The organism is Cryobacterium lactosi, assembly GCF_004403945.1.
Classification (GTDB): domain Bacteria; phylum Actinomycetota; class Actinomycetes; order Actinomycetales; family Microbacteriaceae; genus Cryobacterium; species Cryobacterium lactosi.
Genome location: NZ_SOHM01000013.1, coordinates 16,030 through 28,700 on the forward strand (window position 1 = coordinate 16,030; position 12,671 = coordinate 28,700).

Here is a 12,671-nt window from a genome sequence, read left to right on the forward strand (position 1 = left end):
AAGGATTTATCCTATGCTATGTGATTGCCTTTTGGCAATTCATCCCTATAATCCCTCGGCCCGTTCGGGCCGAGGGATTCAGGTTCAGGATGCGGTGACGGCGCCGCGCACAACTTCGAGCACATCGGCGTAGAGCGGATGCGTGGCCTCGAGCCCGCAGACGTCGGCCACGATGGCCTCCGGGGAGTCGGTAGCCAGCATGCGCTGGAGCTCGACACTCTGCTCGTCGTCGGCCACGTCGAAGCGGAGCGCCGCGGCGATGGCCTCGAGCAGCGCCACCGGGCGGGTGCCGCGCTCGGCGATCTCGGCCGCCGGGCCGATGAAGCGTTCGTGCCGACTGAGCTTGCGCAGCGGCTGACGGCCGACCCGCTCGACGGTGTCGGGCAGCGACGGGTTCGCGAAGCGGCCGAGGATCTTCTCCCGGTAGGCGCGCTGGGTGGCCTCGTCGAGGCCGTGCTTGGCCACCAGGAGGGCGCTGGTCTCCTCGAGCACCCGGCGGGCACCATCCGCGACGGACGGCACCAGGAGGGCATCGGAGAGCTTGGAGACGCCGGCCTGGGTGCCGAGGTAGGCCACCGTGGCGTGGCCGGTGTTGACAGTGAAGAGCTTGCGCTCGATGTAGGGAGCCAGGTCCTCAACGAACGTGGCGCCGGGGATCACCGGCGGGTTGCCGCCGAACGCGGGGCTTTCAATGACCCACTCGTAGAAGGCCTCCACGGTGACGTCAATGCCGGCATCCGCGGCTTGCCCGGGAACGATACGGTCCACGGCCGTGTTGGCGAACGCGACCCGGCTGGCCAGTGCCACACGGTCACCCTCGTCGACGTTGGCCCAGACCTGCTCGGCGAGCACATCCGTGGCGTTGATGGCGTTCTCGCACGCCATCACGGCCAGCGGCGGCAGGCCGGCATCGCGGCGGGCCAGGCCCGCCGCGATAACCGGTGCCACGAACCGCAACACGGTGGGGCCGACGGCGGTGGTGACCGCGTCGGCCGTGGCGATCTCGTTGATGAGATCGTCTTCGTGGGTGGAACTGTTGATGGCACGGAAGTTGTCGACCACCTTGTCGGCGGGCGTCTCTCCCGCCTCGTGCACCGTGTACGACGGTGTACCGTGCAGTGCCTCTATAAGAGGAGCATTCACATCGGCGAAGACAACCTCATAACCGGCCTCGTGAAGCAGGAGACCTACGAAGCCGCGGCCGATGTTGCCCGCGCCGAAGTGAATGGCTTTCATTCTGCGTTTACCTCCTCGAGCAGGGCGAAGATCTCGTCCTGCGAACCTGCGTCGATCAGTTTCTGTACTTCGTCCTCGTCGGAGAAGACGATGGCGATCTTGGACAGGATCTCCAGGTGCTCGTTGTTCAGGCCGGCGATGCCGACGGCGAACTTGACGGGCTGGCCATCCCAGTCGATCGGCGCGGCGTACCGCACGAGCGAGAGAGCCGATCGCACGATCGACTCCTTCGCGTCGTTGGTGCCGTGCGGGATCGCCAGGAAGTTGCCCATGTAGGTCGAGACGGAGTTTTCGCGCACGAACATCGAGTCGACGTACTCCTGCTTCACCGCTCCGGCGGCGACCAACAGGGCGCCGGCCTCACGGATGGCTTCGTCCCGGGTGGTGGCCGCGCCTGCGGCCACCACGTTCTGCGGTTCCAGAATGCTCTGGGTCATTACTTGGTCACTTCCTCACTAGCGTCCTGCAGGGACTGCACGACCTCGTCATACTTCGGGCTGTTCATGAAGTTCTCCACCGACACGTGAACCGACTTGGGGCTCTTGCCCCGGGCCCGGTCCGTCAGGTCCTGATGGGTGATCACGAGGTCGGCGGTTCCATCGAGGTTAGCAATGGCCTGGTTGGTCACCGTGACCCCTTCGATGCCGGCCTTCTTGATCTTGTTGCGGAGCACCGAGGCGCCCATGGCGCTGGAACCCATTCCGGCGTCGCAGGCGAAGACGATGTTCTTCACTGCGGTACCGGTCGTGGCCGAGGCGCCGAGGTTGCCCAGAATGGAGCTGGACTTGCCCTTGTTGGCTTCGGTCTTGGCGATGGCGGCGGCCAGTTCGTTGTCGTTCTCAGCGGCGAGGTCCTTCTTGCGGCTGGCGCGGAGGATGACACCACCGATCGCGAACGAGACACCGGCGGAGGCGAGGACCGAGAGGATGACGCCGACGAAGTCGGTGGCGGGGGTCTGGGCCAGTACCGCGATGATGCTGCCGGGCGAGGCGGGGGCGCGCAGGCCGGTCTGGAAGGCGACGTTCACGGCAACACCGGTCATGCCACCACCGATGGCGGCGAGGAGCATCATCGGCTTCATCAGCACGTACGGGAAGTAGATCTCGTGGATGCCACCGAGGAACTGGATGATGATCGCGCCGGGTGCACTCGCGCGGGCCAGGCCGACGCCGAAGAACGAGAACGCGAGCAGGATGCCCAGGCCGGGGCCGGGGTTCGCCTCGAGCAGGAAGAGGACGGACTTGCCGCTCTCCTGGACCTGCTGCACACCGATGGGGGTGAGCACGCCGTGGTTGATGGCGTTGTTGAGGAAGAGGATCTTGCCCGGTTCGATGAAGATCGACGCGATCGGCAGCAGGCCGTTGGTGATCAGCCAGTCCACGATCGTCTCGAGGAAGGCGCTCAGACCGGTGACCAGAGGGGCGATTCCAAAGAACGCACCCAGGGCCAGTGCGAAGCCGAGGATACCGGCGGAGAAGTTGTCCACCAGCATCTCGAAGCCGGGGCGGATCTTGCCGGCCCAGATCTTGTCGACCTTCATCAGGATCCAGGCGGACAGCGGGCCGACGATCATGGCGCCGATGAACATCGGGATCGAGCTGCCGACGATGACGCCCATGGTGGCGATCGAGGCGATCACTCCACCGCGGGTGCCGTAGACCATCCGGCCGCCGGTGTTGGCGATCAGCAACGGGAGTAGGTACAAGATCATCGGGTCCACGAGCGTGACCAGGGTCTCGTTCGGGGTCCAGCCGGTGGGGATGAAGAAGGCGGTGATGATGCCCCACGCGATGAACGCCGCGATGTTGGGCATGATCATGCCGCTCAGGAAGGTGCCGAAGGCCTGAACGTGGACCCTCGCGCCCTTCTTCTCGGTGACAGACGTCGTTGTCATTTCTGTGTACCTCTCTCGGGGTTGGTCAGCACGGTAGGGGCCGTGCCGGTAGGGGCGGTGCTGGTGTAGCTGTGTGCGATTGCGGTTGCCGCGGCGCGAGCGGATGCTGCGCCATCGGCGGACAGAGCGGCCGCGGCGAGGTGCCGCGCCTGCTCAAGAGTGAAGTCGGCCAGGGAGGCCCGAACGTCGGCGAGGGCCGAAGCCGACATCGACAGGGTGGTGGCGCCGAGGCCCACGAGCACCACGGCGAGCAGCGGGTCGGCCGCGGCCTCGCCGCACACGCCGACGGGTTTGCCGGCCTGAGCGCCGGCGGCGCCGACCTCGCCCACCAGGCGCAGCACCGCGGGGTGCCACGGGTCCTGGAACGCCGCGACGCTGCCCAGCATCCGGTCGGCGGCGAGGGTGTACTGGGTGAGGTCGTTGGTGCCGATCGACGCGAAGTCGGCGTGCGCCAGGATGCGGTCGGCGAGCAGGGCCGCGGACGGCACCTCCACCATGACGCCGGCCATCTTCAGGCCCAGTTCGTGCGCGAGGGCGGTGAAGTAGACCGTCTCCTCCACGGTGGACACCATCGGCGCCATCACCCACAGGTCCGCGTCGGTGGCCGCATCGGCCTCAGCGAGGGCGGTGAGCTGCTCGCGCAGGATGTCCTCGCTGGCGCGCAGGGCACGCAGTCCGCGCAGGCCCAGGGCGGGGTTCTCCTCCGCGGCATCGTTGAGGAACGCCAGGGGCTTGTCGGCGCCGGCGTCGAGCGCGCGCACCACGACCTTCTGGCCGGGGAAGGCGCGCAGCATCCGCTCGTACTGCTCACGCTGCTGCGTCACGGTGGGCGCGGAGGTGGAGTCGAGGAAGAGGAACTCAGTGCGGAACAGGCCCACACCCTCGGCGCCGAGGGCGACGGCCTTGGCGGCACCATCCGCTGAACCGAGGTTGGCCAGGAGCGGCACGGGCGTGCCGTCTGCCAGTCGGCCGGGGCCGATCGGGGCCAGCGCGCGAGCCTCGCGGGCCAGGATCCGGGCGCGGGCTTCGGCGAGCTGGCGGTCGGTGGGCGTCACGAGAACGATGCCGTTGGCGGCGTCGATGATGACCTCGTCGCCGTCGGTGAGCTGCGCGGCGGCGTGGGTGCCGACGATCGCGGTGATCGACTTCTCCCGGGCCAGGATGGCGGTGTGCGAGGTGGGTCCGCCGTCGATGGTGATCAGGCCGAGCACCTTCTCCAGGTTGAGCAGGGCCGTGTCGGCCGGCGCCAGGTCGTGGGCGACGAGCACAAACGGTTCTGCCGGGTCGGGCACGCCCGGCGCGGGCAGCCCGCCGAGGTCGGCGATGACCCGCTGGGCGACGTCGTCGAGGTCGGCGGCGCGCTCACCGAGGTAGCCGCCGAGGGCGAGCATCTGGTCGCGGAACGTGGCGAAGGCCTCGAACACGGCGCGCTCGGCGGTCTGGTGCTTGTGCAGCCGGGCGGTGACCTCGTCGACGAGGGTGGGGTCCTCGGCCATCATGGCCTGGGCCTCGAGCACCTCCTGGGCGGTGCCGCCGGCGCGCTCGCCCCGGGCCTCGAGGTCTTCGGCGACGACGTGCATCGACGCGGTCGCGCGGGCCAGTTCGGCGGCGGGATCCAGGGTGCTGCGGGTGTCGATGGGCTCCGGCAGCGGTTCGGGCATGCAGAGGACCCGGCCGATGGCGACGCCCTGGCCGATCCCGATGCCCTGCAGTTCAATCATGTGCGCGTCCCGCTCAGGCGTCGTGGTCGGTGAGGAGGAGCTCGGCGAGGCCGTCGAGCACGGTTTCGGCGTTGTCGGCGTCGGTGGCCAGCGTGACGCTGTCACCGTGGTTGATGCCGAGCGAGATGACGCCGAGGATGCTTGCGGCATTGACCGGCTTGCCGTCGCCCTTCTGCAGGGTGACGGGGGCGCCGGCCGCGGCGGCGGCCTTGGTGAAGAGTTTCGCGGGGCGAGCGTGCAGCCCGTGCGTCGATCCGATCTGTACGGTGCGTTCGACCATGTGTTCGCGCCATGCCTTTCGAGAGTGCGGGATGTTGTCGCCGGACCTCAGTCGAGGTCCCGGCTTCGTACGGGCGGCCGGCAGCCGCCGGCAAGGGAATTACGGTGTGGCTGACAGGTGTCAGACCCACGACCGTTCGTGTTCGGCAGTCACGGCCAGGTCAAGGGCCAGGGCGCCGTCCCGCGCCGAGAAGACCGACTCGGGCAGCAGAACCGCACCCACGCCGCGCTCCTTGGCTTGAGCGCTGATGCGATCGAAGCGGGGGGCGAGGTGGGGACCGATCAGGAGAACGTCGATGGTGTCGAGCGAGGACGGCAGGTCCGACTCGCTGCCGGCGACAACGGTGAGGGTGAGCCCTCGTTCCTTGCCGGTGACCCGCAGCCGGTGGGCCACGAATGCGCTGGACGCGCCAGCACCGCAAACGATGAGAATCTTCATTGATTCTTTCCTTTCATCGATCTTGTGAATGCAACACTTACTGTCCTCTACCTGGGCTTCCGGCGCCACCAGACCCTTTTCCGCAGGGTGCGGAAACACGTCGGAGTTAGACCGTGCCGAGCCCGCACTCTGCTTGACTACTCTTGAGACAATGGAGTTGCGCACGATGAGTGATAAACAGACGCGGTTGCTGGACCTCCTGTCCCAGACATCCAGCTGGATCACGGCAGGCGAACTTGCTGACCGCTTGGGGGTGACCCCGCGCAGTGTGCGCAGCTATGTCACGGCGGTGAAGGCGGCCGCGCATCCGCTCACCGTGATCGAATCGGGTACCGAGGGCTACCGACTCAACCGCGACGAATACGCCACGTTCACCGCCCAGCACCGGTCCAAGGCGCGTGAGGCGGATGCCGATACTCCGCAGCAGCGCCTGTCCAGCCTGGTGCGCCGGCTCACCGAATCGCCCGACGGCCTCGACGTCTACGAGCTCGCGGCGGAGAATTTCGTCAGCGACTCCACTGTGGAGGCTGACCTGGCCCGGGTGCGGTTGATGCTGCCCGACAGCGGTCTGACCCTGGCACGGCACGGCAGTGTCGTCACACTCACCGGCTCCGAAACCGACCGGCGGCGGCTGCTCAGCCGCATGTTCCGGGAGGAAAGCGCCCGCGGCATGATCGACCTGGAGACCATCCAGCGGGAGTTCACCTCGGGCCAGGCCGGCGCCGACAGCCTCGGCGCGTTCAAGACCGACCTCATCGAGATGCTCGACGGTCAGGGCTATTTCGTCAACGAGTACGGCATCAACAATGTGCTTCTGCATGTGGCGATCGCCATCGACCGGGTCACCAAGCACCTCTCCCCCGCGCCGGCCGTGACCGAACCGCCGTCGGAGCTGGCCACCTCGTTGTCGAGTCTGATCATGAAGCACTTCGACGTGTGCCTGGGCAGCGGCGACCTCGCCTATCTGTCGTTCCTGCTCACCACCCGGGTGATCACCCCCGGGCACGATCAGCCGGCCGAGACCCTCATCGAGAGCTACGTGCGGCCGGAGGAACTGGCCGCGATGCGCGCCATCGCGGACCGGGCCAGCCAGGAGTACCTGGTCGACCTCGACGACGACGACTTCATCGTGCGGCTGACCCTGCACGTGCGCAACCTGATCAACCGGGCGCACGACAAGTCGTACTCACGCAACCCGTTGACCCGGTCGATCAAGACCTCGTACCCGCTGATCTACGAGCTGGCCGTGTACATCGCCAGCGAGCTGCAGCGCGCGGAGCAGATCGTGATCAACGACGACGAGATCGCGTACATCGCCATGCACGTGGGCGCGCACCTCGAGCAGCAGGTGCGCCGGGTGGAACTGGTGACCTGCGCGATCGTCTGCCCCAACTACTACGACATGCACGTGCTGCTGCGCGAACGCATCGAGCGGGTGCTCGGCGACGACCTCGACGTCGTCGCGGTGATCACCCGCTCCGATGTGGCCTGGGACTCGCTCGACGCCGATCTGGTGCTCACCACGATCGACCCCCCGCTGCACGCCGACGGGGTCATCGTCATCCAGCCGTTTCTCACCCAGGGCGACATCGACCGCATCCGCCAGCACACCAGCCGGGTGCGCCGGATGCGCCGCCGGGCGAGCCTGAAGGACGACCTGCTGCAGTTCTTCGACGAGTCGTTGTTCTCCCGCAACTTCTACGCCCGCGACGAGACCGCGATGATCACCGCGCTGGGCGAGCGGATGATGTCGCGGGGACTGATCGACCAGAGCTACGTCGACGGCGCCATCGAGCGCGAGCTGATGTCCTCCACGGCGTTCACCGACAACCTCGCGGTGCCGCACGCGATGTCGATGAGCGCCAAGCAGACATCCATTGCCATCGTGATCAACGACGCCCCGATGGACTGGGGTGACAACCGGGTGAACGTGGTCGCCCTGATCGCGTTCAGCGCCGCCGGCCGCAGCACCTTCCAGGCCGTCTTCGACCAGTTCGTCGAGGTCTTCTCGGACCGCCTCGAGGTGCAGCGCCTGATCAAGCGCTCCGTCGACTTCGCCTCGTTCATCGACGAACTCGTCCACGTCATGGACGCCTAGCCGGCCGCTCCCCCGCGTGCCCGTGGCGCCTCGTCCCCGTGCCCAACGCACGGATGCCGCCCGCCACGACACTAAAGGCGGAGAAACTCCCGACACGCCGCACACCCGGCCCCCGGATGCGGCGTGTCCCGAAAAACTCCGCCTTTACGCCACTGACACCAACCGTTACGCCAGCGGAACCGGCGTGATCCCGAACTGGGCCAGCCCTGCCGCGCCACCGTCTTCCGCGGTGAGCACCCAGATGCCGTCCTTGTGCACGGCCACGCTGTGCTCCCAGTGTGCGGCGGCCTTGCCGTCGCTGGTGGCGACGGTCCAGTCGTCGTCGCGGGTGTAGGTCTCGATGTCGCCGAGCACCACCATCGGCTCAATGGCCACGACCAGGCCGGGCTTCACGTCCGGGCCCTTTTGGCGCACCCGGTAGTTGAACACCGGCGGTGCCTCGTGCATGGACTTGCCGATGCCGTGGCCCACGTAGTCGGTGAGGATCCCGTAGGTGCCCTGCGACTCGATGTAGTCCTCGATGGCCTCGCCGACCTCGTTGAGGTGGCGGGCCTCGGCCAGGCGTGCGATGCCGTGCCAGAGCGACTGCTCGGTCACGCGCGACAGCTCCTGGCGTTCGGCGACGAGCTCGGGCCGCGACGGGTCGGGCAGCACGAAGGTGAATGCCGCGTCGCCGTTCCAGCCGTCGAGGATCGCGCCGCTGTCGATGGAGACGATGTCGCCGGCGCCCAGCACCCGCCCATTGGGGATGCCGTGCACCACGTCGTCGTTCACCGACGCGCACACGGTGTGGAAGTAGCCCTGCTCGAGCTTGAAGTTGGGCTGGCCGCCCAGGGCCACAATGGCAGCCTCAGCGGCCGCATCCAGCTCGAGCGTGGTGACACCCACCTGCATCGCGTTGCGCGCTGCCACGAGCGACGCAGCGGTCGCCAGGCCGGGGGCCAGCATCAGGCGCATCTGCGCCGGGGACTTGTAGATGGAGCGGCGAAGGGCCACGGTCATACCTGCAAACTAAGTCGTCGTGCGAAAGCCGGCGCCGGAAAGCGCCCGGGTGAAAAACGAAAGGGCGCCGACCGAAGCCGACGCCCCATCACAGCAAATCTATGCGGATGCCGCCACGGCGTCGGTCGGACCGACGGCGTGCAGGCCGCGCTCGGCCAGAGCCGCCACGATCCGGTCGGTGACCTGGTCGACGGCGCCGAGGCCGTCGACGGTGACGACAACGCCGCGCTTGTCGTACAGGTCGATCAGCGGAGCGGTCTGCTCTTCGTACACGTCGAGCCGGTGACGGATGACGTCGGCCGTGTCATCGGCGCGGCCCTGCTCGGCGGCCCGCTTGAGCAGCCGGGCGACGACCTCATCGGTGTCGGCGACGATCTGCACCACGGCGTCGAGCGAGGTGCCCTCGGCGTTGAGCAGGCGGTCCAGCTCGAGCACCTGGTCGGTGGTGCGCGGGTACCCGTCGAGCAGGAAGCCGTTCAGGGCATCCGGCTCGGCCAGGCGGTCGGCGACGATCGCGTTGGTCAGCGTGTCGGGCACGTACTTGCCGGCCTCGATGAACGCCTTGACCTGCAGTCCGAGCTCGGTTTCGTTCTTCACGTTCGCACGGAAGATGTCACCGGTGGAAATGGCCGGAATGCCGAAGGCTTCCGCCAGGCGCACGGCCTGGGTGCCCTTGCCGGCGCCCGGGGGGCCGATCACGAGGAGACGGGTCATCGCAGGAGCCCTTCGTAGTGGCGCTGCTGCAGCTGGGAGTCGATCTGCTTGACCGTCTCCAGGCCGACGCCGACGATGATCAGGATGCTGGCGCCACCGAACGGGAAGTTCTGGTCGGCACCGATCAGCGAGAAGGCGATCAGCGGGATCAGCGCGATCAGACCGAGGTAGAGAGCCCCGGGCAGGGTCACCCGGGTGAGCACGTAGTCGAGGTACTCGGCGGTGGGCCGGCCGGCACGGATGCCGGGGATGAAGCCGCCGTACTTCTTCATGTTGTCCGCGACCTCTTCGGGGTTGAAGGTGATCGCGACGTAGAAGTAGGTGAAGCCCACGATGAGCAGGAAGTAGAACGCCATGTACAGCGGGTGGCTGCCCTGGGTGAGGTTGTTCGTGACCCAGGTGACCCAGGCCTGCGGCGTCTCGCCGGCGGCGGGCTGATTGAACTGGGCGATCAGGGCCGGCAGGTACAGCAGCGACGACGCGAAGATGACGGGCACAACGCCGGCCATGTTCACCTTGATCGGGATGTAGGTGTTGTTGCCGCCATAGGTTCGGCGGCCCACCATGCGCTTGGCATACTGCACCGGGATGCGCCGCTGCGACTGCTCCACGAACACCACGCCGGCGACGACGATGAGGCCGATCGCCAGAACGATGAGGAACACGTCGATGCCGCGCTGCTGGGCGATCGAGATGAGGGAGTTGGGGAACTGGGCGGCGATCGATGTGAAGATCAGCAGCGACATGCCGTTGCCGATGCCACGCTCGGTGATCATCTCACCCATCCACATGATCACGCCGGTACCGGCGGTCATGGTGATGACCATCAGCATGATGGCGTACCAGGCGTCGTTGGTGAGCAGCTGCGAGCACTCGGAGGAGGCCGAGGTGCCGAACAGGGCGCCGCTGCGGGCCACCGTGATCAGCGTGGTCGACTGCAGGATGCCCAGGGCGATGGTGAGGTAGCGGGTGTACTGCGTGAGCTTGGACTGGCCCGCCGCACCCTCCTTGTAGAGGGTCTCGAAGTGTGGGATCACAACGCGCAGCAGCTGCACGATGATGGAGGCCGTGATGTACGGCATGATCCCCAGCGCGAAGACGGACAGCTGCAGCAAGGCGCCACCGCTGAACAGGTTCACGAGCTCGTAGAGGCCGCTCGTTCCCTGGTTCGCTGCAAGACAGGCTTGCACGTTGCCGAAGTCCACGAATGGGGCGGGGATGAACGAGCCCAGACGGAACAGGGCGACGATGCCCAGGGTGAACCCGATCTTCTTACGAAGGTCCGGCGTGCGGAATATCCGCGCAATGGCGCTAAACAAAAAAGGCCTCCAGTTAGTAACAAAGAACGAGCTTGCCGAGACAGCGTCAGCGCATTAGTCGCTGAGCAGGCTCGACAAGCTCGATCTCGTCTACGGGTCTTACTACTTGATCGAGCCACCTGCTGCGACGATCTTCTGCTCTGCTGAGCGGGAGACCTTATCGACTGCAACAGTCAGCTTAACCGCAATGTCACCATTGCCGAGAACCTTGACCTTCTCGTTGTCGCGAACTGCGCCCTTGGCGACCAGTGAAGCGATGGTTACATCGCCGCCGGTCGGGTACAGCTCGGCGAGGCGCTCCAGGTTTACAACCTGGTACTCGACGCGGAACGGGTTCTTGAACCCGCGCAGCTTCGGGGTGCGCATGTGCAGAGGCATCTGCCCACCCTCGAAGCCGATACGCACGGTGTAGCGCGCCTTGGTGCCCTTGGTTCCACGACCCGCGGTCTTACCCTTGGATCCTTCACCACGGCCAACGCGCTGCTTGTCCTTCTTCGATCCGGGCGCGGGACGAAGGTGGTGAACCTTCAGAACCTGCGGACGGACCTCAGTGGGCTCAGTCGGCGCGGCGGCCTTCTTGGCGGCAGCAGTCTTGGCCGGAGCCTTGGCTGCAGCAGCCTTCGTGGTCGTCGCCTTGGGAGCGGCGGCCTTCTTAGCGGCGGGCTTGGTTGCTACCTTCTCGGTAGCTTCCTTCTCGTCAGCCATTAGTCAATCTCCTCGACCTTCACAAGGTGAGCAACGGTGTTGACGTAGCCACGGTTCTGCGAGTTGTCCTCGCGGATCGTGACGGCGCCAATGCGACGCAGGCCCAGGCTGCGAAGTGTGTCGCGCTGGTTCTGCTTCTCACTAATTTTGGACTTGATCTGCGTAATCTTCAGCTGAGCCATTAGGCACCTGCCTTTGCGCTTGCGGCGGCTGCTGCTGCAGCCGCGTCGGCACGCAGAAAACGGGCCGGAGCCACGTCTTCGTAGGCAAGGCCACGGCGAGCCGCGACTGCACGGGGCTCTTCGAGCTGGTGCAGGGCCTCCACCGTGGCGTGCACGATGTTGATGGTGTTCGACGAACCGAGCGACTTGCTCAGCACGTCGTGGATGCCGGCGCATTCGAGTACGGCGCGCACCGGGCCACCGGCGATAACGCCGGTACCTGCTGCGGCCGGACGGAGAAGAACGACTCCGGCAGCTGCTTCACCCTGAACGGGGTGCGGGATGGTCAGGCCGACGCGGGGAACGCGGAAGAAGTTCTTCTTCGCTTCCTCGACGCCCTTGCTGATTGCGGTCGGGACCTCGCGGGCCTTACCGTAACCAACGCCGACCAGGCCGTTACCGTCTCCGACGACGACCAGAGCGGTGAAGCTGAAGCGACGACCACCCTTGACCACCTTGGAAACACGGTTGATCGTGACGACGCGCTCGAGGAACTGGCTCTTCTCGGCGTCACGGCTTCCGCGCTCACGGTTCGGGCTGCGCTCACGGCCACCACGGCGAGCCTCACGAGGCTCGTTCTGCGGCGGCGTGGTCGAAGCTGCGGTTTCCACCGGAACTTCAGTGACGACGTCAGCTTCCTTCGCTGCTGCGGTGCTACTGGATTCAGTGCTCACAGGTCCAACCCTCCCTTTCGGGCTCCTTCGGCGATGGCTGCGACGCGTCCTGCGTACTTGCTGCCACCACGGTCAAATACGACGGCTTCGATACCGGCGGCTTTGGCGCGCTCGGCGACGAGCTCGCCGACCTTGTGCGCCTTGGCGGTCTTGTCACCATCGAAGGTGCGCAGACCGGTTTCGAGAGTCGACGCCGACGCGAGGGTGAAACCCTTGCTGTCGTCAACGACCTGCACGAATACGTGGCGAGCCGAGCGGGTGACGACGAGACGCGGACGAAGCGCGGTCCCCTCGATCTTCTTGCGAAGACGTGCGTGCCTGCGTCCGCGGGCAGCCGACTTGCTTTTTCCTCTAGTTCCGAGACCCATG

The 12,671-nt window shown here is 66.5% G+C and carries 14 protein-coding genes; 1 reads left to right on the top strand and 13 read right to left on the bottom strand.

Features of this window, described 5'->3' with window-relative positions:
- Positions 1–84 precede the first annotated feature (84 nt).
- From E3T61_RS07535 to E3T61_RS07560, 6 genes are all read right to left on the bottom strand, one after another.
- Positions 85–1,236 carry a mannitol-1-phosphate 5-dehydrogenase gene (locus E3T61_RS07535; protein WP_134640274.1) on the bottom strand — a complete coding sequence of 384 codons (1,152 nt, stop codon included), beginning with the start codon at positions 1,234–1,236 and terminating at the stop codon, positions 85–87.
- Positions 1,233–1,673: a PTS mannitol transporter subunit IIA gene (locus E3T61_RS07540; RefSeq protein WP_130176636.1), complete on the bottom strand. Its 441-nt coding sequence runs from the start codon at positions 1,671–1,673 to the stop codon at positions 1,233–1,235. Before E3T61_RS07540 ends, E3T61_RS07535 begins: the two co-directional genes overlap by 4 nt.
- Entirely contained in the window at positions 1,673–3,130 is a 1,458-nt protein-coding gene (locus tag E3T61_RS07545; RefSeq protein WP_134640275.1) for a PTS mannitol transporter subunit IIBC, read from the bottom strand. Before E3T61_RS07545 ends, E3T61_RS07540 begins: the two co-directional genes overlap by 1 nt.
- Positions 3,127–4,851, bottom strand: a complete 1,725-nt coding sequence (ptsP, locus tag E3T61_RS07550) for a phosphoenolpyruvate--protein phosphotransferase (protein ID WP_134640276.1) — start codon at positions 4,849–4,851, stop codon at positions 3,127–3,129. Before ptsP ends, E3T61_RS07545 begins: the two co-directional genes overlap by 4 nt.
- Before the next feature lie 13 nt (positions 4,852–4,864).
- Positions 4,865–5,131, bottom strand: a complete 267-nt coding sequence (locus E3T61_RS07555) for an HPr family phosphocarrier protein (protein WP_134640277.1) — start codon at positions 5,129–5,131, stop codon at positions 4,865–4,867.
- 120 nt (positions 5,132–5,251) lie between these two features.
- On the bottom strand, positions 5,252–5,569 hold the full coding sequence (locus E3T61_RS07560) for a PTS sugar transporter subunit IIB (protein ID WP_134640278.1): 318 nt from the start codon (positions 5,567–5,569) through the stop codon (positions 5,252–5,254).
- Between the two features lie 166 nt (positions 5,570–5,735).
- Between E3T61_RS07560 and E3T61_RS07565 the strand changes: the two genes are divergently transcribed.
- Positions 5,736–7,667 carry a BglG family transcription antiterminator gene (locus E3T61_RS07565; protein WP_134640279.1) on the top strand — a complete coding sequence of 644 codons (1,932 nt, stop codon included), beginning with the start codon at positions 5,736–5,738 and terminating at the stop codon, positions 7,665–7,667.
- A gap of 165 nt (positions 7,668–7,832) precedes the next feature.
- Here E3T61_RS07565 and map read toward each other — a convergent pair whose 3' ends face one another.
- The 7 genes from map to rplR all read right to left on the bottom strand — a co-directional run bounded on the left by map (position 7,833) and on the right by rplR (position 12,670).
- A complete protein-coding gene (map, locus tag E3T61_RS07570; protein WP_241992447.1) occupies positions 7,833–8,669 on the bottom strand; it encodes a type I methionyl aminopeptidase in 837 nt (278 codons plus the stop codon).
- A gap of 99 nt (positions 8,670–8,768) precedes the next feature.
- A complete protein-coding gene (locus tag E3T61_RS07575) occupies positions 8,769–9,383 on the bottom strand; it encodes an adenylate kinase (protein ID WP_134640280.1) in 615 nt (204 codons plus the stop codon).
- Positions 9,380–10,702: a preprotein translocase subunit SecY gene (secY, locus tag E3T61_RS07580; RefSeq protein ID WP_134640281.1), complete on the bottom strand. Its 1,323-nt coding sequence runs from the start codon at positions 10,700–10,702 to the stop codon at positions 9,380–9,382. Before secY ends, E3T61_RS07575 begins: the two co-directional genes overlap by 4 nt.
- A 102-nt stretch (positions 10,703–10,804) precedes the next feature.
- Positions 10,805–11,407 carry a 50S ribosomal protein L15 gene (rplO, locus tag E3T61_RS07585; RefSeq protein ID WP_110128304.1) on the bottom strand — a complete coding sequence of 201 codons (603 nt, stop codon included), beginning with the start codon at positions 11,405–11,407 and terminating at the stop codon, positions 10,805–10,807.
- Positions 11,407–11,589: a 50S ribosomal protein L30 gene (gene rpmD, locus E3T61_RS07590; RefSeq protein ID WP_066597599.1), complete on the bottom strand. Its 183-nt coding sequence runs from the start codon at positions 11,587–11,589 to the stop codon at positions 11,407–11,409. The genes rplO and rpmD overlap by 1 nt, the downstream gene beginning before the upstream one ends.
- Positions 11,589–12,302 (bottom strand): 30S ribosomal protein S5, encoded by a 714-nt coding sequence (gene rpsE / locus E3T61_RS07595; protein WP_255455660.1) that lies wholly within the window; start codon positions 12,300–12,302, stop codon positions 11,589–11,591. The genes rpmD and rpsE overlap by 1 nt, the downstream gene beginning before the upstream one ends.
- Positions 12,299–12,670, bottom strand: coding sequence for a 50S ribosomal protein L18 (gene rplR / locus E3T61_RS07600; protein ID WP_088457171.1), 372 nt, complete (start codon positions 12,668–12,670; stop codon positions 12,299–12,301). The genes rpsE and rplR overlap by 4 nt, the downstream gene beginning before the upstream one ends.
- Between the last annotated feature and the right edge of the window lies 1 nt (position 12,671).